Origin of the sequence: Pseudotenacibaculum sp. MALMAid0570 (assembly GCF_040151415.1) — a bacterium.
In the GTDB taxonomy this organism is placed as follows: domain Bacteria; phylum Bacteroidota; class Bacteroidia; order Flavobacteriales; family Flavobacteriaceae; genus Polaribacter.
This window is the reverse complement of record NZ_JBDKWF010000048.1, coordinates 140,282-162,391: the sequence shown is the minus strand read 5'-3', so window position 1 is coordinate 162,391 and position 22,110 is coordinate 140,282. Positions and strand designations below refer to the sequence as shown.

Genomic DNA, 22,110 nt, shown 5'->3' with positions numbered 1-22,110 from the left:
CGAATAATTAGGAAATGATGTATTCCAAAAAAGAAGAACCAACTCAATGAATTTACTTGTATTGGCTCTTTTGAACAACTTAAAATTATTGATTGCTATTTTACAAATTTGGTTTCTGAAATAAGATCTTTTCCATTAATAATTCCTTCTATGCGTAACCTCATTACATCTTTATATTTTCTAGAAATTTTAAAAGTAGCAGTATTATTTTCATCAAACTTCACATTAGGAATCCAACTGATGACTCCAAAATTTCGAAAAAAATCAGAACTGTAAGAAGAATACATTGGAGTATAGTATTCTTTAGGAGCACTAAAGGTTAATAAAAAAGGGTAACTAGAGATTCTATTATTTGCATAGCTTGTATCTTCAAATAAAAATTTAGAATCAGTCACAATTGTCACTATAGGTCTTAAACCTCCCTCTGTGCCTGGACCTTCTTTTCTAATTTCTATATAATCTACGATATCCATTCTAACTACACTGTTTAAGTATCCCAAATCTTCTGTAACAAAACCATTCAAAATAAATTTGGGAGCCCCTCCAGAGAGTCCTTCACTAGTCAAATAATGTGATAATGATCGGGCATGCTTTCTATCTAAACGATTAAATACATGTACATCCCCATAACTAGCAGCCTTTATTTCTCTAACTCTTTTTGACCTTTTACTTTTAGCCCTAACATAAACCTCATCTAAAAGTTCTGATCCTTTATCATACCAGCTTGTAATCAACGGATTCATATCTAATGAATAAATAGAAAAAGGAGAATATTTTAAAGAAAATTCATGTGAATAAATTGAAAAACTAGGAATTTTAGATGGATAAAATTGTAAATACATAGAAGGCTTTCTCACTTCACCACTGTTTTTTAATTTACCCACGATATATTGTTCCTTTTCGTAAGGGAAAAGGTTGGTGTGCATAAATTGAGAATTTGTTTCTTCCATTTGAATTATACTTGGAAGACTATTTTTTAGAGGATATACTATAAATTTTTTGTCTTTCTTATTGTTAACTTTCGCAACAACATCAATACCATTTTCAAACCGGTGATTGATGAGTTGTTTTTGAAAAATGGTGCTCCAATCATAACTACTCCAACCTTGAGTAATTAGTAAATTGTCAAAATCAGATTTTACTTTCCCAGAAAAATTTGTAAAATAATAATGAGGGTTTTCAATATATCCTTTTATATAAGGGTTTAAATGCAATTGAGAAATGATGGTGGAATTAAACTTCGGCAATAGAGCGCTTTTAGGTAATACAGAAACACTTAGATTTTGAATTTTAGAAAGATCAATGTTTTCAGATATTTTGAGAGAGACAGATAAAGAGTCTTCCATCTCTTTTACCTTCATGTCATTAATCTTGGCAATTGAAATTCCATTCCAATTGAAGTATAGCCTTTCTAATACGGGCATGTTTTGATCCTGATCAAAGACCGTAAAAATATTAACTCCAGAAAAAAGATCTTGATGATTAAACGTTTTGATAATGCGTTGTTTGTCATGAAATTGAAATTTTATTGATTTAATTTCTGAACCATTGTGAATAACCAGCACATATGATTTTTTTTGAAGTAAAGGGAGAGACTGCTTATTGGTACTAAACAGCAATCGAATTTTCTTTGGGAGGTTAAGTAAAGATATATTAAACCCAACGGAACTAATTTCTTTTATGGGAGTAACTATTTTTTGGCCATTTCCAGAAATAATCACTCGGTACTTTTCCCTATCTATTGGTTTTAAATTAACCTTAGCAATTCCAAATTGATTCAGAGTAAACTCTTTAATCGGTTGATTATTGCTATCTACGATAAGACCACGGGCATTTGACAGACCAAACCCATTCGTATCCTTCACAATAATTCCTAGGTTGTTACCAACACCAGCTACAATATGCCCCCCTTCTGGAAGCACTTGTGTAGTAAACATACGCTCAACTTTTTTCGGAACAATTTCTTTTTGTTTATCTGGATCTATAACTGTAATTGTATGTTCATAATAATTGCGCTCATCGAAATTAAGCATCCAATTTGTATAGGCTCTAAAGGTGTAATTTCCTGAACTAAATAAACTGTCAATCTTAAAAACATTTGGAGAAATTCCATCCGCTACTTTAATTAACGTACTTTTAATAATCTTATTATTTTTATCTGTAATAGTGCAATATAGATTGGTGGTAACAGTAGAAGGTTTTTTAGTGAACTTATCAAACACATATGCATTAAACCCAAGCATTTCATTTTTTATGAGAACAGATTTATTAAGATGAACATAAGCTACTTCTCTAGGAGACTTTGCAAATTCTTTATAAAAGTTGATAATCTGATCTTGTGAAATTTGTGCGCTTAAGCTTATTGAAAAAAAAGAGCAAAGGGCTATAAGGAGAATTTTCTTAAGAGCGACTAATTTCATAGATGACTTCTTTTAACTTGTACTAACAATTTCTATAAAAGTTTACTTGTAAACAGTAAACAAGTAGAAACACTCTACAAAATAAAAAATATTCCCTAATGAATTGATTCTAAAATAAGTTAAAAAGAAAAGAGATGATTTTTTAACGAATAATTAGTAAACGAAAGATATATAAACAAAAACTCCTTTGTGTATTAACTAATCTGTTGTCCGTTTTTTACTTCTCTTTCAGGTTCTACAAAAGCCAATTTACCATCAGGAGTATCTGTCATTAATATCATTCCTTGACTTTCTACACCTCGTATCTTCCTAGGCGCTAGGTTTGTCAATACAGTTACTTGTTGTCCGATGATTTCTTCTGCAGAAAAACTTTCAGCAATTCCAGAAACGATGGTTCTAACATCAATTCCTACATCTACTTTTAATTGAAGTAATTTCTTAGTTTTTGGAACTTTTTGAGCTTCCAAAATGGTTCCTACACGAATATCTAATTTTGTAAAATCTTCAAACTCGATAGTCTCTTTTTGAGGTTCTACAACTTTGTTGGCTTGCTCATTGGCAAGTTTCGTAGCTTTTAATTTTTCTAATTGAGCTTCAATTGTTTTGTCTTCTATTTTAGAGAAAAGTAATTCAGACTTTCCAATTTGATGACCAGAAGACAAAAGAATATCTTTCTCGGTAACATCATCCCAAGAAAGCTCTTGAAGCTGTAAGATAGATTTTAGTTTACTTGAAGTAAACGGTAAAAAAGGTTCAGAAACTACGGCCAAACCAGCTGCAATTTGTAACGCAACATACATGATGGTTTTTACACGCTCTTCATCTACTTTAATTTTTTTCCAAGGCTCTTCATCTGCTAAATATTTGTTCCCTAAACGAGCCAGATTCATCAATTCTTGTGAACCTTCTCTAAATCGATAGCGTTCAATAGATTTACCAATAATATTAGGAAAACCTTTTAAAGCAGCTAGTGTGTCTTCGTCAACTTCAGAGAAGTCATTTGGTTCAGGAATAACTCCGTCAAAGTATTTGTGAGTTAACACAGCAACTCGATTGATAAAATTACCAAAGATGGCAACCAACTCATTATTGTTTCTAGCTTGAAAATCTTTCCAAGTAAAATCGTTGTCTTTATTTTCAGGAGCATTTGCTGTTAATGTATAACGCAATACATCTTGCTGATTTGGAAATTCTTCTAAATATTCGTGCAACCAAACCGCCCAATTTTTAGATGTAGATAATTTGTTTCCTTCTAAGTTTAAAAACTCGTTTGCAGGCACATTGTCAGGCAGGATATAACCACCATGTGCTTTTAGCATAGAAGGGAAAATGATACAGTGAAAAACAATATTATCTTTTCCGATAAAGTGAACTAATTTGGTGTCTTCATTCTTCCAGTAATCTTCCCAGTTCTTTCCCTCTCTTTTAGCCCATTCTTTAGTAGCAGAAATGTATCCAATAGGTGCATCAAACCAAACATACAGTACTTTTCCTTCACCGCCTTCAATTGGAACAGGAATCCCCCAGTCTAAATCACGAGTTACAGCTCTTGGTCGTAATCCATCTTCTACCCAAGATTTAACTTGTCCGTATACATTTGGTTTCCAGTCGTTTTTATGACCTTTTAAGATCCACTCTCTTAAGAAATCTTCATGTTTATCTAAAGGTAAAAACCAATGCTTGGTTTGTTTTACCGTAGGCGCGTTTCCTGTGATTGCTGATTTTGGATTGATTAAATCTGTAGCGTTATGACTGGTTCCACAATTTTCACACTGATCTCCATAGCTCTCTTCAAATCCACATTTTGGGCAAGTTCCTACAACAAAACGATCTGCTAGAAACTGATTCGCTTCAGCATCGTATAATTGTTCTGTAACTTCTTCGATAAATTCTTCTTTTTCATGTAGGTTGATAAAGAACTCAGAAGCTGTTTTATGATGAATCTCTGTAGAAGTTCTAGAATAGTTATCAAAAGAGATTCCAAAGTCTTCAAACGATTTTTTGATAATTCCGTGATACTTATCAATAATGTCTTTAGGGGTTACACCTTCTTTTTTTGCACGCATAGGTATAGCAACACCATGCTCATCACTACCACAGATGTATGCAACATCATTTCCTGTTAATCGTAAATATCTAGAATAAATATCTGCAGGAACATATACCCCCGCTAAATGACCAATATGAATAGGTCCGTTAGTGTAAGGTAAGGCTGCAGTGATTGTATATCGTTTCGAAGAACTCATGAATTTCTCTTTGGTCAAGTTTTTGCGTGACAAAAGTACAAAAAGCAACTTGAACTACTTTTTGAATAACAGATGAAAATAGATACATTTACAAAAACCTTTTTTATGAAGAATCGAATTCGATTCACTATCGTTTTTTTATTTCTTATTATTTGCTTCTCAGTAAATGCACAAATAGAGAAAGATTCAATTTCTGAACCTATGAAATTAGTACAACCTGAATATTTAAAAAAAGGAGATTCTATTGCTATTGTGGCTCCGGCTGGAATCTTAAAAAACAAAAAAGATCTAATAAATCAAGCGAAAGAATTAGCAGAAAGCTGGGGTTTAAAAGTGATTGTTGGTCAACATGTTTTTAATCAGAACCATCATTTTGCAGGAACAGATGAAGAAAGAACAAGTGATTTTCAGAAAGCATTAGACAATCCAAATATCAAAGCGATTTGGAGCGCCAGAGGAGGTTATGGTTCTGTTCGAATCATCGATGAATTAGATTTCACCAAATTTAAAGAGAATCCTAAATGGATTATTGGTTATTCAGATATTACAGCGCTTCACAGTCATATTCATAATTTAGGTTTTGAAACAATTCATGGAATGATGGGAACCAGTATGCAATTCGATTCAGAGGAGAACAAAGAAAGTATAGAAACCCTGAGGAAAGCTTTGTTTGGTGAAATTTTACAATATCAAGTTCCGTCTTCAGAATACAACCAAAAAGGAATTGCAGAAGGTCAATTGATAGGTGGTAATTTAACCATCCTACTAACAATGTTGGGTAGTGAAAGTCAATTAGAAACAAAAGGAAAAATACTTTTTATAGAAGAAATAGGCGAGTATAAATATCACATAGATCGAATGCTGCAAAGCTTAAAAAGAGCTGGTTATTTTGATGAGTTAAAAGGATTGATTGTTGGAGATATGAGTAATATCAAAAAGAATACAACGAAATGGGGAAGTTCTATAGAGCAATTGATTTTAGATGCGACTTCCGAATACGATTTTCCGATTTTGTTTGATTTTCCAGCAGGACACGAAATAGATAATAGAGCAATTTTACTAGGAAGATCTATTAAAATGAATGTGAAAAGCACAACATCCGAAGTAAAATTTAAATGAAGGTAATAGAAAAGATAATTGTAGATTTTGCTTCATTTATATGGGGATTGCCTCTGTTAATCCTATTAATTGGAGGAGGTTTTTACCTTTTAATTCGATCAAAATTTTTACCTTTTCGATTCTTCGGACATGCAATTCAGGTCTTACGAGGCAAGTATGACAACCCTAATGATCCAGGTCAAATAAGCCATTTTCAAGCACTCACTACCGCACTTTCTGCAACAGTTGGAATGGGAAATATCTCTGGTGTTGCTGTGGCAATTGCTATGGGTGGACCGGGTGCTATTTTTTGGATGTGGATGAGCGCAATAGTTGGGATGTCTACAAAATTCTTTACTTCTTCTCTAGCTATTATGTTTAGAGGTAAAGACAGTAATGGTGAAGTTCAGGGAGGCCCTATGTACTTTATTATTGAAGGTTTGGGTAAAAAATGGAAACCATTAGCCATCTTTTTTAGTTTTTGTGCTATGATTGGGGCATTACCAGTTTTTAATGTAAATCAACTAACACAAGCTGTTAATGACATTATTCTAATTCCATCGGGTATTAAAGTAACAGATTATACCAATTTAATTTTAGGTATTTTTCTAGTTCTTATTACCAGTATTGTTGTTTTTGGAGGAGTGAAACGTATTGGAAAAGTAACGTCAAAACTAGTACCCTCTATGGTACTACTCTATTTTATCTTGGTTGTTATTATTTTGATTACTCATATTGATGTAGTTCCTAAATATTTAGGAATGATTTTCACCGATGCATTTTCGGCAGAATTTATAAAACCCGATGCATTTTTTGGAGGCGCTTTAGGAACTTTAATTATTTTAGGAATTCGACGAGGAGCTTTTTCTAATGAAGCTGGAATTGGAACAGCACCAATGGCTCATGGAGCAGCAAAAACTTCTGAACCTATTCGAGAAGGGTTGGTAGCCATGCTTGGGCCATTTATAGACACTATTGTTGTTTGTACTTTAACGGCATTAGCAATTTTGGTTACAGGTGTTTGGCAAACAAGTTCTGACAATGGGGTTAGTTTAACTGCTACAGCTTTTAGTGAGGCAATGCCAGGAATAGGAAAGTATTTGTTAATGACTTGTATTGCAGTGTTTAGTATTTCATCCTTATTTTCTTATTCCTATTACGGAACCAAATCTTTGTCATTTTTAGCAGGAGCAAAAAATAAACATTTCTACAACTATTTTTACATTGCAAGCATCCTGTTGGGAGCTATGACTAGCTTAGATATGATGTTGGGATTAATTGATAGTGCATTTGCTTTAATGGCAATTCCAACAATGCTATCAACTATTCTGTTAGCCCCCAAAGTGATGAAAGAAGTTAAAAAATATATTGCAGTATTGAAAGAAGAATAAAGTTAAGGAAGAAGAATATTTCCATCAAAGTTGAATTTGTTGATTTTAGCTAATGAAATTAATATCACAGCTAAAATAGTTTTGGGTTTAGATGCTATTTAAAGATAGTAGAAAGATTACCTCATAGAGGTTATAAAAAATTCAACTCATTTTAAAAGAAACCTTTTCAAATTAGCATCTAATACGCGCGTTTGTTTATTTTCTGTATTGGTGAAAAAGACATATCCGCTTTTATGTTTCTTATTAAAAAAATACTGTGACGTAGAACTACCATTGTTACCACTATGGGCATAATTAGTTCCATAATTTGTATTGTCTATTATGATTCCTAGTCCATAATTTACACCAGGCTTTTTTCCAGTTTTAGGGCGGGAAGACTGTATTTTTAAGATCTCTCTGTGACTATTTTTAGATAATAATTTTCCGTTTATTAAAGCAGAAAGGAAATTTCCATATGCAACTGCATTGGTTTGTAAACTTGCTGCAGCATTAAAATCAGGGTCCTTTAAATTAATGCTCCAACCTTTATTGGGCTTCCCATTAATATGTCCATCAGCACGATATTTTTCGAGATAATTATTCCAAACAAAACTGCTCTCACCCATTGCTAAAGGATTAAATAATAAAGCAGTCATTTTTTCTTGTAATCCGTTCATATCTGTATTCAAAATATGAGCAATTACTTGTGCTAAATATTTGAACCCCTCTCCAGAATACCGATACTGAGTCCCAGGCTTAAATTCTATTCTAAGTTTTCCATTAGGATCATATTGACCTTTATCATTCAAGTAACGCCAGTTAGGAAACCCTGTAGTGTGTGACAATGCCATTCTTGCAGTAATTTTCTTATAACGTTTATCATATGCAATATCAGGGTTTTTAAGATATTTATAAAGAGGTGTATCTAGATTTAGTAATCCTTTATCAACCATTTGCATTGCAAAAAAACTGAAAACTGTTTTCGAAATGGAAGCAGCATCAAATAAGGTTTTATTTGTTACAGGTTCTTTGGTTTTGGTATTTACTACCCCTAAATTTTTACTATAAACTATTTTATCGTTATTTATATATGCAAATGATAATCCAGGAATATTTAAGGAATCCATTTGATGCTTTAAAAAAGAGTCTAAAGCATCAATCTTTATCATATTTCCATTAATGGAATGCATTAATTTTTCTTTTTTGTCCGTTTGACTATGACTCTTTTTTGTATAGTTATGCTTTTTAAGAAACTCATCAAACTTCATTTGAGCATCACGAACTGTTTTCTTGTCAGGGTTTGGCCAACCGTCATCTGGTTCGGTAGAGGGGGTGAATAAATGCCCAACATTATCATAAATAATTAATTGACACTCATTATGATACTTATCCATATTTTTTTTGAAAAGCCGAGAACCTTCCAAAGGAGTTACAGTATCATCTCGTCCAATAACAATAATAGAAGGCGGCGTGTTTTTAGAAACTGATTCTGCTGGAGATATATCTATGACATTAATTTTACCTTTTAAGCGTTTTGAAAAATTAGAGTAACCAGATAGGCTTAATGCAGGTGATTTTAAGAGTAATAAGTTTGGAGCGCTCGATATTTTTTCATTTTCAGCATGTAGATTTTCAAAAATTGAAGCACAAGCTGCTAAGTGCGCTCCAGCTGACCAACCGTAAGCAGCAATTTTATTTTTATTTATTGAAAAGTCATTGGCATTTTTTCTAATCCATCGAATAGCTTTTTGTGCATCAAGTACGGATTCGTAAGGAGTAAAACCTTTTTTTGAGTTTTGTAGCCTATACTGAGCTGAAAAAGCTACCATGCCTTGACTTGCATAGTGTTTGGCAGCGCTAAACCCCCATGAGGGTTCACCAATAGACCAGCCGCCACCATGAAATATTACAATAGCAGCGTATTCTTTGTTTGAGTCATAATTGAGGGGGTTAATGCGATAAATTTTAAGCCCCTCTTTTTGATCATAAATAAACTCTTCAATTTTTAAAGAATCAGATTCAATTTGTCCAGCACTTATAAAAGGGATAAAAAAACTGATTATACTCAGTGTCAATTTCATTTTTTTAGTCATAATTAATACTAATGGGGGATTAAATAAAAAGGTTTTTGAACATAGTTATATTTTGATTGATAAGTTAAAACTTTTCTTATATTGATAACTTATATTACAAATCAAAGGAGTTATTTGCAATCAAAAGTCCTATGATATACTATAGGACTAATCTATTTATAACTTGTAATCAATTAAGGCAAAGATTTATCATTTTGCTTTAAATCATAATATATAGCTCCGTAATTAAAAAATAAATGAATTTATCATTATTGGATATATTATTGATAATTGTAATTGGCCACTGCCTTTATTTAATTTTATCTTTTCAATTAATTCCTCAAAGGAATAAAGATGCCAATAAAATTTTACAATATTTATTAGCTATATATACTTGTATTTTGTTAGAGGGAATTATAGTTTTTAAAATAGAAAACGTAGATCTCTTAACTCGCTACAGAGGAATTACTACTGTAATTTACTTTCTTATAGGGCCATTAATTTATACTTATTTAAGAAGGCTTCTTTTTTCTAAAAACGGGTCTTATAATCTTAATGTTTTACATTATTTACCAGCAATTGGGTTTCTTTTGTATTCTTTAATCATAGTGATTGCATATAAGTATTTGAGAGGTTCTAAAGAGTTTTTAACTACTTCTTATTTTTTATTTGAATTATTTGGAATTGCTTCTATTTGTATATATATATTTAAATCGTATCGATTATTACGATATTTTGAAATAAGCGAAAAACAAGAATTATCATTCAATCAAACAAATTCAAAATATATTAATAGAATTCTTTTTTTTATGTCTGCTTGTATGCTGGTCTGGCTAATTAGTGTAATTAATAGATATATTTTTAAATTTTATGGTTCTATTTTTACTGATCTTATCTGGATATTATTTGGAGCTCAAGCATATATCATAGGTTATTATTCTTTAAAACAACCAAAAATATTTAAAACTCAATTACATAAAGATATTGAAGTTAACTCTCCAAAAACAACCCTTAGAATTAATCAAAATCATATAGATAAGCTTAATAATTTGGTCCATACTTTTCTAGATAATGATAAAGGATATCGAGAACCAGATTTAAGCTTATCTATTATGGCAGATAAATTATCTACAACGACCAATGATTTATCATGGTTTTTAAACAATATTTATAATAAATCCTTCTATCAATTAATAAATGAATATAGAGTAAAAGAATTCAAGAAAAGAATTAAGAATAATGAACATAAAGAGTATACGGTAATTTCTATAGCATATGAGGTTGGATTTAATTCCAAATCTACTTTTTATAAAGCCTTTAAAGAGATTACAAGTATTACACCTACAGAGTATATTAAAAAAGTTGAAAATTCTAATAATCTTGAAAATCAGTAATCATTTTATTCTGTTTACTTCTATAGAGATAAATGAAGAAGTTTAAAAAGACTATAAACTGATTATTATTTCAAAACCAATAGCATCAGAAATAGCGCTGTTTCTTATAGTACTATTGTAATTAACTCCCCAAAGAGTCCTGTCGATTTTAAACTTGGTGGTCATTTGTTTTTTTTCAAAGTTCACTTCTGCCTGAAAATTAATAGGTTTAGTAATACCCTTAATAGTCATATCTGCATAAACCTTCATGTGTGTAGAATCGTGATACGTAACTTTAGTAATAAGCAATTTTGCTTCTGGATGTTTAGCAACATCAAAAAAGTCAGGATCTTTTAAATGATTAACGAGGCTTTTGTTTGCTTTTTTTGCTTTGATATCAATATTTTTAATACTTGTCATATTAATCATAAATTCACCTCCTGTAATTTTATCTCCAGTTTTGATAAAGTTACCTTCTTTAAAGTCTATAGTTCCGTCATGACCTCCAAAGTAAAAAGTATAATAACCATACCAATGTATAGAACTTTTAGAAGTGTTTATTTTAAGTTTTTCTTGAGCATTTAATGCAGTTGAAAAGCAGATGGCAATGATGCATAGACTAATAATTTTTCTCATGATATTTTGTTTTTGGGTAAAACTAAATCGGAGAGAAAAGAAGAATGTCAAAAAAATGTAAAAGAAGTGTCAACAGTTGTAAAAAGTCATAAAAATGTATGTTCTTTACAGAAGATTATGGGCAAAAAAACTATTTTTTCATTTCTTGCATTTGCAATTATCATTCTATTAGTAAGAGTTGTTATAACAACTGATGAAGTAGATGTTGACTTCTCTGAGAAAGCAAAAATCCACCTTCGAGATATAGGGAATCAATTGCTGCTGTCAAATCAAGATTCTACATCTCTTATTTTACCTGTTGTAGAAATCAATAGTTCAAAATATGAACTTTCTTTTCAAAATCAGCTTTCCTTTATTCCAGATAGTTTAGTAACCATTGTTAGCAGAAGTATTTTAAAATCAGAGTTGTCTAAAAGCTATAGAGTTGAGGTGATTCAATGTTTAGATAATGAAGTAGCTTATAGCTATGAAATGAATGAGGATAAAGAGAACACAATTATTCCATGTTTGGATAGATCTTTGCCAAATCAATGCTATAAGATACAGATACGCTTTTTAGATAAAAAGTCGAGACTATTAAACAACCAAATACTTTTTTATGCACTTATTTTAATCACCTTTCTTTTAATACAATTGGCCTTTTTTAAAACTAAACCAGAAAATAGATCAAACGATAAAGAGTATACTTCTTTGGGTAGCTTTCGATTTTATCCAGACCAAAACAAACTAGTTAAAGAAGCTGCTGAAATTAGTCTTTCAAAAAAAGAATGTGAATTGTTAGAAATCTTCGTTGCCAACCCAAATCAAATTATTAAAAGAGATGAGCTCACAAAAAAGATTTGGGAAGATAATGGTGTTTTTGTTGGAAGAAGTTTAGACACTTATATATCTAAACTACGCAAAAAATTAAAAGAAGATTCATCTATTAAGATTGTAAATATCCATGGCGTGGGGTATAAATTAGAAATTATTAATAAATAAGATTGTGTATTTTTAGTCAAAAAAAAAAATGGCTAAACACTACGAATTAGGAAAAATTGGAGAAGAACTTGCTGCCGAATTCTTGCTTAAAGAAAAGTATATCATTCTAGAGAAAAATTGGCGATTTCAAAAAGCGGAAGTAGATATTATTGCTCAAAAAGGTGAGGTTTTGACTGTGGTAGAAGTAAAAACAAGATCAACAGATGATTTTGGAAACCCTCAAGATTTTGTGAGTAAAAAAAAGATACAATTACTTGTAAAAGCAATTGATGAATATGTGATTCAAAACGACTTAGATATTGAAGTTCGTTTCGATATTATTGCAATCACAAAAAACAACTCTAAATTTGATATAGAGCATTTAGAAAATGCGTTTTATCATTTTTAATTTAAGCTTCCTAGAATTACTTTTAAGTCTTCAATCTTTTCAGGATTGGCAATAATTTTTTTATCCATTCCTAAGACAAAATATGTTGGAGTTGAGTTTACCTGATAAGTTCGGGCAATTTTATTCTCCCATTTCCCTAAGCCTAAAGGATGATGCCATCCAGATAAATTTTTGATGTAATTTTTCCAAGCAGTATCTGAAGTTTCCATGGCAAAAGCAATCACTTTTGTTTTGGTTTTGTCTTTCATGAAATCATATATTTGGGGAATTTCACGTAAACAATGTCCGCATTCAGTACTATAAAAAATTAATAAATAACTCTGACCACCTTTTAATTGAGAAAGACTCATTTCTTTACCATTTTCTGTCCAAGAAAAATCGGGAGCGATTCTTCCAATAGCAATTGCCATAGCTTCTTCAATTCTCTTTTTAAATTCTAAGTTTTGCTTGTCTTTAGGCAACTTGTTAAAATGATTGGCAAGTAAATAATCTACTAAATCTACATTCTTTAAAGCAGAGAATTGAGAGGTTAGAAATTCAATTACATCAGCTTTAAATGTAATATCGGTTACTTTACCTATTGCTACATCAACAGCTTTTTTATAGAGCTGTTGTTGCTTTTCTGCATTATTAGAATAATTCATGTAAAAGACATAATCTGCAATACGATCTATAAGAAAAGAAGAATTATACAGTTGAGAATTAGAAAAATCAATCTTATCAAAGAAGTGAGAAATTACTCCATCTAAATACTCTTGTGAACTTTTAGCAATTGTAGGAGAATTATATCTATCAGTAGCTTTAATAAAATGATATGCTAAGGTTCCTTGAGCATTTTTTGTATAAGAACTCTGAACCTTACGAACGTTAGACAATGCATTGTTATAAGCATTTTCACTATTTGTTGATGGATTCTTTAAGTAGGCAACTTGTAAAGAATCTACCTGATATTGAGCAAGAGCAATATCATTTAAAAATCGTTTATAGAGCTGATTTTCTTTCGATGTAGAAAAAACGGTTGTCCCTTCAACATCTCCTGGATTAAATGAAAGTTCAACATTTTCTTTATTAAATAAAAAATCTACAAAACCATTTTGTTGCAAATCATAAGTTATTCTATAAGATCCGGTTTTTGTATCAGCAGGAAGTTCAAATTCAAAAGTTCCTATAGTAATGTTTTTTCCATCTACTTGTTTTACCTCTTGTTTAATCTGAGTGTTTTTCACAAAAAGTTGCCTAGCACCTTCTACTTTATAAAGTAAAACCCAAGTATATTTTTTAGGAGGATGTATGTTTCCTTTAACAGAGTATTGAGCTTGAGCAAATGAACTAATTAATAAAAATAAAATCAGTAGTTTTTTCATGGATCTTAATTTAGAAATGCTTCCCCAAGAAGCGTACCAAAATTACTGTTTCTCTTTGAAAATATGTACATTGCTGTAAAATAAATCTATATGATCTTTCAAGATAAAGTGGTTTGGATTACAGGTGCATCCTCAGGAATTGGAGAAGCACTCGCATTAGAGTTGTCTCAACAAGGAGCTTTGTTGGTAATTTCTGCAAGAAATGAAAAAGCATTAGAAGAAGTAAAATTAAAATGCGCAAGTCCAGATCAAGTAAAAGTGCTACCCTTAGATCTTGAACAGTATGATGATTTTGATCAAAAAGTACAAGAAGCAATTTCTTGGTCTGGAAGAATAGATATTTTGGTTAACAATGGAGGAATTAGCCAACGCTCCTTTGCCAAAGACACCATGATAAGTGTAGACAAAAGAATAATGGAAGTTAATTATATTGGAACTGTAGCACTTACGAAGTCGCTATTGCCGCATTTTATAGAAAGACAGCAGGGTCATTTTGTAGTAACCACAAGTATTGTTGGGAAAATAGGAACTCCATTACGATCAACCTATGCAGCATCCAAACATGCTTTGCATGGTTTTTTCGATAGCCTAAGAGCAGAGGTTTATGATATCAACATAGATGTTACTTTGATTTGCCCTGGTTATGTAACGACCAATGTTTCTATAAATGCATTGCAAGGAGATGGAACTCCACAACAAACCATGGATAAGGCAACCAAAAACGGAATAAAACCCGAACGTTTTGCAAAGCTAATGGCGAAAACCATACACAAAAAGAAGCAAGAAGCTTATATTGCAGGAACTAAAGAAAAGTTAGGGGTTTATGTGAAAAGATGGATTCCGAAATTGTACTCTTACATGGTTAGGAAGTTGAGCGTTACTTAAGAAGTAAAAAAACCAATACTTTCAAAGTAAGTAATAATTGCTTCCTTCATTAAAACAGTTTGCTCACCTGGTTTTAAGTTAGGTAATTCGGTAAGCATTTTATAGTGAGGCCATCCATCATCATCAAAAAAATCAAACTCATAATACCCGTAAGGTTCTAGCAACTTGCAGATAGCAATATGCATGAGATTTACTTTTTCATCTTTCTTAAAACGTCTTTTTCCTTGACCCAACTCTTGTACACCAATGAGGTAGATAATTCCATCAACATTCAAGTCTTCTCCATCAGAAAATTGATTAGTTAGTTCATTAACTAAAAAATCCCATTTTTCTTTCAGTGTTGTGTCTTTTTCCATGATCAAAAGTTGAAGAAACAAAGGTAGGAGAAATTAGCTACTTTTGTGAGGATGAATTTGCCTAAAAAACTTCAGGAAAAACTTCAAAAAAGAACCGATAATCAATCAATAAGAAAACTATCGGATCAAAATCACCTTACTGACTTTTCTTCTAATGATTATTTAGGATTGTCTTCTGATGTAAATGTTTTTCATAGATCACATGATTATTTAATCGAATTAGATTTGCAACAAAATGGGGCAACGGGTTCTCGATTAATTTCTGGAAATCATCAATTATACAATCAAGTTGAAGCTTTTTTAAGCGACTTTCATAAGTCGGAATCCGCATTGGTTTTTAACTCTGGATACGATGCTAATATTGGTTTTTTTTCTTCCGTGCCACAAAGAGGAGATGTCATTTTATATGATGAGCTATCTCACGCATCAATTCGAGATGGAATTACCATGAGCAATGCAAAGAGTTATAAATTCAAACACAATGATCTTTCTAATCTAGAAGAATTACTGAATAGATATAAAGATGCTGATGCAATTTATGTTGTTACAGAATCTGTGTTTTCTATGGATGGCGATTCGCCAGATTTAGTAAGAATGGCCGCACTTGTCAATCAATATCAAGCTCGTTGTATTATAGATGAGGCTCACGCTTTAGGGGTTTTTGGAGATCTAGGTTCTGGTTTGATTCAATCTTTAAATTTAGAAACTAAGGTTTTTGCAAGAGTCATAACCTTCGGAAAAGCCTTAGGTTGTCATGGAGCAGCAGTTTTAGGAAGCCGGGATTTAAGAGAATATTTGATCAACTTTGCCCGAAGTTTTATTTACACCACAGGATTACCACCTCATTCATTAGCAACTATTTTAATGAGTTATCAGGAGATGATTCATTCAAAAAAAGAAGACGCATTACAAACAAACGTAGAGTTTTTTAAGAAAGAAGTTTCTAGAATTGAAATGACAGATTTCTTTATCTCTAGTAATTCTGCCATTCATTCTTGTATTATTCCTGGAAATAAAAAGGTGAAAACTATTGCTAAGAATATCCAAAATTCAGGTTTTGATGTAAAAGCAATCTTATCACCAACAGTTCCAGAAGGACAAGAACGTATTCGCTTTTGTTTGCATGCCTATAATTCTTTTCAAGAAATTACGTCTGTCTTAGAGACGCTTCGTATTTTTGCGGCAATATGAAGAAATATTTTATCACAGGAATTTCAACCGAAGTAGGAAAAACAATTGTTTCTGCTATTGTTACTGAAGCTTTAGAAGCCGATTATTGGAAACCTGTTCAGGCAGGAGATTTACATTTTTCCGACACTGATAAAGTACAGAAGTTGGTGTCTAATTCAACATCTGTTTTCCATGCCAACTCATATGCATTAAACACTCCAATGAGTCCACATGCTGCTGCTGAGATTGATGGAGTTCAAATTAAGTTGAGTGATATTAAAGAACCAAAAACTCAAAATCATTTAGTTATTGAAGGTGCTGGAGGCTTATTTGTACCATTAAATGATAAGGAAACCATTTTTGATATTATCAAACAAGAATACAAAGTAATTGTAGTTTCAAGACACTATTTAGGAAGTATCAATCATACATTGCTAACTGTAAATGCGTTAAAAGAGAAAGGATTTGATGTATCTATAATCTTCTCTGGGGATGAGCACCCAACAACAGAGTCCATTATCGAAAAAATGACGCAAGTTTCTGTTTTGGGAAGGATAGATGATGAGCCTTATTTTGATCAGAATGTGATTAAAGAATATGCAACGAAGTTTAAAGAAGTTTTGTAAATGAGTCTACAAGAAAGAGATAAAAAACATCTGTGGCATCCACTAAAACAGCATCAGTTAAATCCTGATAGTATGGCAATAGTTAAAGCGAAAGGATGTATTCTTACTGATGAAGATGGGAATGAATATATTGATGCTATTTCTTCTTGGTATACCTGTGTTTTTGGGCATTGCAATGATTTTATTACCAATCGAGTATATCAACAAATGCGGCAATTAGATCAAGTGATGTTTAGCGATTTCACGCATGAACCTGCCGTAAAACTCTCAGAAGAACTTATCAAAATTCTACCTCAAGGACAAAATAGAATTTTCTTTAACGATAACGGATCTACTGCAGTAGAAGCTAGTATCAAAATGGCTTTGCAATACTATTTTAACAAAGGAGAAAAGCGTTCCAATTTTATTGCCTTTGAAGATGGCTTTCACGGCGATACTTTTGGAGCAATGAGTGTTTCAGGATTGTCTGTATACAATGGTCCGTTTGAAGATTTTTTGATGGATGTAAAACGTATTCCGGTTCCCAATGGCGAAAATCATGATGAAATTCTAACTCAACTTGAAGAATACATCAATCAAAATGACATTGCAGGGTTTATTTACGAACCATTAGTTCAAGGTGCAGCTGGAATGAAAATTCATGATGCTAAAGGATTGAATGCAATTCTAAAACTTTGTAAATCTTCCGGAGTTCTAACCATTGCAGACGAAGTAATGACAGGTTTTGGAAAAACAGGAAAAAACTTTGCGTCAGATTATATAGAAACCAAACCTGATATTGTTTGTTTAAGCAAGGCCCTTACAGCAGGATTACTTCCAATGGCAATTACTTCTTGTACAGAAGAAATCTACGAAGCTTTTTTAAGTAATGATATTGCCAAAGGTTTCTTTCACTGTCATACATATTCGGCAAATCCAGTTGCTTGTTCAGCGGCTTTAGCTGGAATAGAATTGTTACAAACTGAAGAGATTCAAAATAATATTCAAGAAATTAGTGCAGCTCACCAAGAATTTTCAGAACGAGTTAAACTACATCCCAAGGTAAAATCGACAAGACATATTGGAATCATTTTCGCCTTAGACCTTAATACTGAAACAGAACGATATGGAGGTTTGAGAGACAAGTTGCTTAAATTTTTTATGGATAGAGGTGTTTTTTTAAGACCATTAGGTAACACATTGTACCTGCAAGTTCCTTATATTATTAGCAAAGAAGAATTATCCAAAGTATATAAAGTAATGGAAGAAGCTTTAGATGCCCTCTAAAGATTTCTCTAATAAGTTTATTTTTTCGCCAGTTTCCTTTATACGAATAAGCAGCTTCTCGTAGTACCATTCGCCATCAACTTTTTCTGCCACAACATAGATAATTGCTTTTCCGTTTGGACCTTTTACTGGAATATTAAGATTTGCACTACCATCATTATTACTAAAGTTAATTTCTCCAGAAATTAAACCTTTTTGTTCAATAGGAGTTCCTAGTTGATTGATAACAATTTGATGATTAGATGCTTTTTCTATGGCGTATTTGGTAGGAGTTGCATCAGACATCATGCCCGTAACTCCAAAAATTAATGCACCAATTCCTAAAAAGAATAAAATAATTAATGTTCCACAACCTACTGTAGGAACAAACCATAGCCAATTTCTTTTAAACCAACTTTTTTGTTGTTGCTCTTCCATGAATCTATTTTTAAGCAAGATACATAAAAATAGATTTCAAAAAATTATCATGGTCAATAATGGTTGATGGTGTATTTTTGCAGTCAAATATTCGTTTTTGAAAGAACCAATTTCCATAGTATCCATATCAACGCTTTCTGCTTTAGGAAGTACACAAGAAGAAATATGGAGTAAATATCTAAATAGCGATCACTTCATTACTGAAAAGCAATTTAATTTCGATAAAGCTTTAGTTGCTGAGCTCCCCAAAGAAGCAAAAAAAGAGATAAAAAAACTTAGAGAATCTGATGCAAAGTATAAGAAACTAGATGATACGGTATTGTATGCAATCTACGTATCTAGAAAAGCGACGAAAAAAGCTGGTTGGAAAAGTAAGGATCATTTTGGAATTAATATTGGATCTTCAAGAGGAGCTACACATTTATTTGAAAAATATCATCAAACTTTTTTAAAAAATCAAAAGACACCAACTTTAACCTCACCAACAACTACATTGGGAAATGTTGCTTCTTGGGTAGCTCATGATTTACAATCTCAAGGACCTGAAATTTCCCATTCTATCACTTGTTCTACAGCGTTACATGCTCTGCTTAATGGAGTTGCATGGATTCAAGCTGGCTTAACAGAAAAGTTTTTGGTAGGAGGAACAGAAGCTTCATTAACAGAGTTTACCATTGCTCAAATGAAGGCGATGAAAATTTATGCTAACAAGAATGTTGATTACCCTTGTAGAGCTTTCGATTTAGAAAAGAAAAAAAACACCATGGTTCTTGGTGAAGGAGCTTCATCAATATGTTTAGAAAAAGGAAATCTTAAAGAGGCCATTGCTAAAATAGAAGGCATTGGATACGCTACAGAAATTCTAGAGCATAATATTTCTATTTCTACTGAAGCCGAATGTTTTCAAAAATCAATGCAAATGGCAATTAAAGATATAAATCCTGATGAAATTGATGCTATTGTAATGCATGCCCCTGGAACAATTCAAGGAGATTTATCTGAATACAAGGCTATAGAAAAAATCTTTAATAATAATAAACCATTTTTGACAACTAATAAATGGAAACTGGGACACACTTTTGGAGCTTCAGGAATGTTAAGTTTAGAATTGGCTATTCTTATGCTAGAAAAGCAGCAAATAATTGCTGTTCCTTTTACTATGAAACAAGACCCACCAAAAAAGATTGAAAAAATTCTGGTGAATGCTGTAGGTTTTGGCGGAAATGCCGTTTCCGTTTTGTTAACTAATTAGTCTTTTTTTTATATATTATCATTACTTTTGAACCGTAAAAGCTACTCAACTTTATGAGCGTAACAAAACACAATTGGACCAAGGAAGAAATTCTTGAAATTTATAACAAACCTTTAATGGAATTGTTATATGAAGCAGCAACAATCCATAGAGAACATCATGATCCTAATACAGTTCAGGTGTCTACTCTACTATCCATAAAAACTGGAGGATGTCCAGAAGATTGTGGATACTGTCCGCAAGCAGCTAGATATCACACAGATATTGAAGGAAATGATTTAATGACTGTTTCTCATGTAAAAGCACAGGCTTTAAGAGCTAAAGCATCTGGAAGTTCTCGTGTTTGTATGGGAGCAGCTTGGAGAAATGTTAAAGACGGACCAGAATTTGATCAAGTTTTGGAAATGGTAAGAACCATCAACAAGCTAGATATGGAAGTGTGTTGTACATTAGGAATGCTTACAGAAAACCAAGCGCACCGTTTGGCAGAAGCAGGATTATATGCATACAACCATAATTTAGATTCTTCAGAAGAATACTACAAAGAAGTCATTTCTACTCGTGGGTTTGAAGACAGATTGGAAACAATTGATAATGTTCGTAAAACGAACGTTACAGTTTGCTCAGGAGGAATTATTGGTATGGGAGAAAAAGAAGAAGATAGAGCCGGAATGTTAGTTGCTTTGGCTACGTTGAATCCGCAACCAGAATCTGTACCTATTAATGCATTAGTAGCCGTAGATGGAACACCTTTAGAAGATCAAGAACCAGTGCAAATTTGGGATATGATTCGTATGGTAGCAACCACAAGAATAGTAATGCCGGAGACCCAAGTACGTCTTTCTGCTGGAAGAACAGAAATGAGTAGAGAAGGTCAAGCAATGTGTTTCTTCGCTGGAGCCAATTCAATTTTTGCTGGAGACAAGTTACTAACTACTCCAAATCCTGATGTAAATGAAGACATGGAAATGTTTAAGCTATTAGGATTGAATCCACAAAAACCTTTTATTAAGAAAATGCAACCAAAAACTGTAGAAGCAGATGAATCTCAATTTCAGTCTTTGGGAGAAAAACCAAAATGGTCTAGACCAGATCATACAATTGAGAGAAACGAAGAAGCAAGACAAAAAGCAAAGGAGTTAAAAATTTAACTTTTAGAATAACCAACTATAAAAAACCATCGTCTTTAAAAAGATGATGGTTTCTTTTTTTACGAAACAATTTTCAAACGTTTTATTAACTTTGTTTTTAAATAGTTGCGAATGAGCTTGAATTTGTCTGAGATTGATAGAGTAAAATCCATTACCAAGGAAGACTTTATCAAGAACTACTTTAAACCCCAAAAACCCGTTGTTATAGAACGGTTTATAGAAGATTGGCCTGCCTATAAAAAATGGTCTTTAGATTATATGAAGGAAATTGCAGGAGATAAAAAAGTTCCTTTGTATGATGATAGGCCTGTAGATTACAAGGATGGTTTTAATGAACCTCACGCTACCATGAGAATGGAAGACTATGTAGAACTTCTTAAAAGCGAACCTACTAAATACAGAATTTTTTTATGGAACATTCTAAAAGAAGTTCCAGAATTGCAAAAAGATTTTTCTTTCCCCGATTTTGGGTTACGATTGATGAAAGGACTACCTATGTTATTCTTTGGAGGTAAAGATTCCTATACATTCATGCATTATGATATTGATTTGGCTAATATTTTTCACTTTCATTTTGAGGGGAAAAAACAATGTATTTTATTCGATCAAAAGCAAAACAAATACCTTTATAAAATTCCAAATTCTTTAATTACGAGAGAAGACATCAATTTTGCAAACCCTGATTTTGAAAAATGGCCAGCTTTAAAAAATGCAAAAGGATATGTGGCTAATTTAGAACACGGGAATGTGTTATATATGCCCGAAGGTTATTGGCATTACATGCGATATATAACCCCAGGTTTTTCAATGAGTTTACGTGCTATTCCTAGAAATCCAATTCGTTTAGGAAAAGCTATTTATAATATTGTTGTCATGAGGTCTTTTGACAATATTATGAGAAGATTGAAAGGGCAAAAGTGGATTGATTGGAAGAATGAATATGCGATAAAAAGAACACACAAGAAGAATAATATAACTCAATAAGTCTAATTTATAATTTATTATCTCTAAATTAGAGACATAATTCCCCCAAGTTGAA

General features: G+C 32.1%; 19 protein-coding genes. 12 read left to right on the top strand and 7 right to left on the bottom strand.

Features of this window, described 5'->3' with window-relative positions; translation table 11 throughout:
- Positions 1 to 95: 95 nt before the first annotated feature.
- Positions 96 to 2,420 carry a hypothetical protein gene (locus tag AAON49_RS08960; RefSeq protein WP_349554178.1) on the bottom strand — a complete coding sequence of 775 codons (2,325 nt, stop codon included), beginning with the start codon at positions 2,418 to 2,420 and terminating at the stop codon, positions 96 to 98.
- 194 nt (positions 2,421 to 2,614) lie between these two features.
- Entirely contained in the window at positions 2,615 to 4,666 is a 2,052-nt protein-coding gene (gene metG, locus AAON49_RS08955; RefSeq protein WP_349554177.1) for a methionine--tRNA ligase, read from the bottom strand.
- A gap of 105 nt (positions 4,667 to 4,771) precedes the next feature.
- Here metG and AAON49_RS08950 point away from each other — a divergent pair, with 105 nt between their 5' ends.
- Complete coding sequence (locus AAON49_RS08950; RefSeq protein WP_349554176.1) at positions 4,772 to 5,785, top strand: S66 peptidase family protein; 1,014 nt, start codon at positions 4,772 to 4,774, stop codon at positions 5,783 to 5,785.
- Positions 5,782 to 7,155, top strand: a complete 1,374-nt coding sequence (locus tag AAON49_RS08945; protein ID WP_349554175.1) for an alanine/glycine:cation symporter family protein — start codon at positions 5,782 to 5,784, stop codon at positions 7,153 to 7,155. The genes AAON49_RS08950 and AAON49_RS08945 overlap by 4 nt, the downstream gene beginning before the upstream one ends.
- Before the next feature lie 146 nt (positions 7,156 to 7,301).
- Here the strand turns inward: AAON49_RS08945 and AAON49_RS08940 are convergent, their stop codons facing one another.
- Positions 7,302 to 9,215 (bottom strand): serine hydrolase, encoded by a 1,914-nt coding sequence (locus AAON49_RS08940; protein WP_349554174.1) that lies wholly within the window; start codon positions 9,213 to 9,215, stop codon positions 7,302 to 7,304.
- A 248-nt stretch (positions 9,216 to 9,463) separates the two neighbouring features.
- Between AAON49_RS08940 and AAON49_RS08935 the strand changes: the two genes are divergently transcribed.
- Positions 9,464 to 10,600 (top strand): helix-turn-helix domain-containing protein, encoded by a 1,137-nt coding sequence (locus AAON49_RS08935; RefSeq protein ID WP_349554173.1) that lies wholly within the window; start codon positions 9,464 to 9,466, stop codon positions 10,598 to 10,600.
- A gap of 51 nt (positions 10,601 to 10,651) precedes the next feature.
- Here the strand turns inward: AAON49_RS08935 and AAON49_RS08930 are convergent, their stop codons facing one another.
- A complete protein-coding gene (locus tag AAON49_RS08930; protein ID WP_349554172.1) occupies positions 10,652 to 11,215 on the bottom strand; it encodes a YceI family protein in 564 nt (187 codons plus the stop codon).
- 12 nt (positions 11,216 to 11,227) lie between these two features.
- Here AAON49_RS08930 and AAON49_RS08925 point away from each other — a divergent pair, with 12 nt between their 5' ends.
- Positions 11,228 to 12,196 carry a winged helix-turn-helix domain-containing protein gene (locus tag AAON49_RS08925; RefSeq protein WP_349554171.1) on the top strand — a complete coding sequence of 323 codons (969 nt, stop codon included), beginning with the start codon at positions 11,228 to 11,230 and terminating at the stop codon, positions 12,194 to 12,196.
- A 28-nt stretch (positions 12,197 to 12,224) separates the two neighbouring features.
- A complete protein-coding gene (locus AAON49_RS08920; RefSeq protein WP_349554170.1) occupies positions 12,225 to 12,584 on the top strand; it encodes a YraN family protein in 360 nt (119 codons plus the stop codon).
- Here the strand turns inward: AAON49_RS08920 and AAON49_RS08915 are convergent.
- Entirely contained in the window at positions 12,581 to 13,948 is a 1,368-nt protein-coding gene (locus AAON49_RS08915; RefSeq protein ID WP_349554169.1) for a TlpA family protein disulfide reductase, read from the bottom strand. The two genes, AAON49_RS08920 and AAON49_RS08915, sit on opposite strands and share 4 nt — an antisense overlap.
- Positions 13,949 to 14,038: 90 nt before the next feature.
- Between AAON49_RS08915 and AAON49_RS08910 the strand changes: the two genes are divergently transcribed.
- Positions 14,039 to 14,833 (top strand): SDR family oxidoreductase, encoded by a 795-nt coding sequence (locus AAON49_RS08910; RefSeq protein WP_349554168.1) that lies wholly within the window; start codon positions 14,039 to 14,041, stop codon positions 14,831 to 14,833.
- On the opposite strand, the gene AAON49_RS08905 is transcribed toward AAON49_RS08910, so the two are convergent.
- Positions 14,830 to 15,189, bottom strand: coding sequence for a hypothetical protein (locus AAON49_RS08905; RefSeq protein WP_349554167.1), 360 nt, complete (start codon positions 15,187 to 15,189; stop codon positions 14,830 to 14,832). The genes AAON49_RS08910 and AAON49_RS08905 overlap by 4 nt on opposite strands.
- Positions 15,190 to 15,240: 51 nt before the next feature.
- Here AAON49_RS08905 and AAON49_RS08900 point away from each other — a divergent pair, with 51 nt between their 5' ends.
- From AAON49_RS08900 to bioA, 3 genes are read left to right on the top strand one after another with little or no spacing between them, the layout of a single operon-like run.
- Positions 15,241 to 16,380, top strand: a complete 1,140-nt coding sequence (locus tag AAON49_RS08900; protein ID WP_349554166.1) for an aminotransferase class I/II-fold pyridoxal phosphate-dependent enzyme — start codon at positions 15,241 to 15,243, stop codon at positions 16,378 to 16,380.
- Positions 16,377 to 16,985 (top strand): dethiobiotin synthase, encoded by a 609-nt coding sequence (gene bioD, locus AAON49_RS08895; RefSeq protein ID WP_349554165.1) that lies wholly within the window; start codon positions 16,377 to 16,379, stop codon positions 16,983 to 16,985. Before AAON49_RS08900 ends, bioD begins: the two co-directional genes overlap by 4 nt.
- A complete protein-coding gene (gene bioA, locus AAON49_RS08890; protein WP_349554164.1) occupies positions 16,986 to 18,251 on the top strand; it encodes an adenosylmethionine--8-amino-7-oxononanoate transaminase in 1,266 nt (421 codons plus the stop codon). It abuts the gene before it with no gap.
- On the opposite strand, the gene AAON49_RS08885 is transcribed toward bioA, so the two are convergent.
- Complete coding sequence (locus AAON49_RS08885; protein WP_349554163.1) at positions 18,237 to 18,668, bottom strand: cytochrome c oxidase assembly factor Coa1 family protein; 432 nt, start codon at positions 18,666 to 18,668, stop codon at positions 18,237 to 18,239. The two genes, bioA and AAON49_RS08885, sit on opposite strands and share 15 nt — an antisense overlap.
- A gap of 97 nt (positions 18,669 to 18,765) precedes the next feature.
- Between AAON49_RS08885 and AAON49_RS08880 the strand changes: the two genes are divergently transcribed.
- The 3 genes from AAON49_RS08880 to AAON49_RS08870 all read left to right on the top strand — a co-directional run bounded on the left by AAON49_RS08880 (position 18,766) and on the right by AAON49_RS08870 (position 22,055).
- The gene (locus AAON49_RS08880; protein ID WP_349554162.1) at positions 18,766 to 19,920 is read left to right on the top strand and encodes a beta-ketoacyl synthase N-terminal-like domain-containing protein; all 1,155 of its coding nucleotides are present in this window, start codon (positions 18,766 to 18,768) and stop codon (positions 19,918 to 19,920) included.
- Between the two features lie 53 nt (positions 19,921 to 19,973).
- Positions 19,974 to 21,071 (top strand): biotin synthase BioB, encoded by a 1,098-nt coding sequence (gene bioB / locus AAON49_RS08875; RefSeq protein WP_349554161.1) that lies wholly within the window; start codon positions 19,974 to 19,976, stop codon positions 21,069 to 21,071.
- 111 nt (positions 21,072 to 21,182) lie between these two features.
- Positions 21,183 to 22,055: a cupin-like domain-containing protein gene (locus tag AAON49_RS08870; RefSeq protein WP_349554160.1), complete on the top strand. Its 873-nt coding sequence runs from the start codon at positions 21,183 to 21,185 to the stop codon at positions 22,053 to 22,055.
- The last annotated feature ends 55 nt before the right edge of the window (positions 22,056 to 22,110 follow it).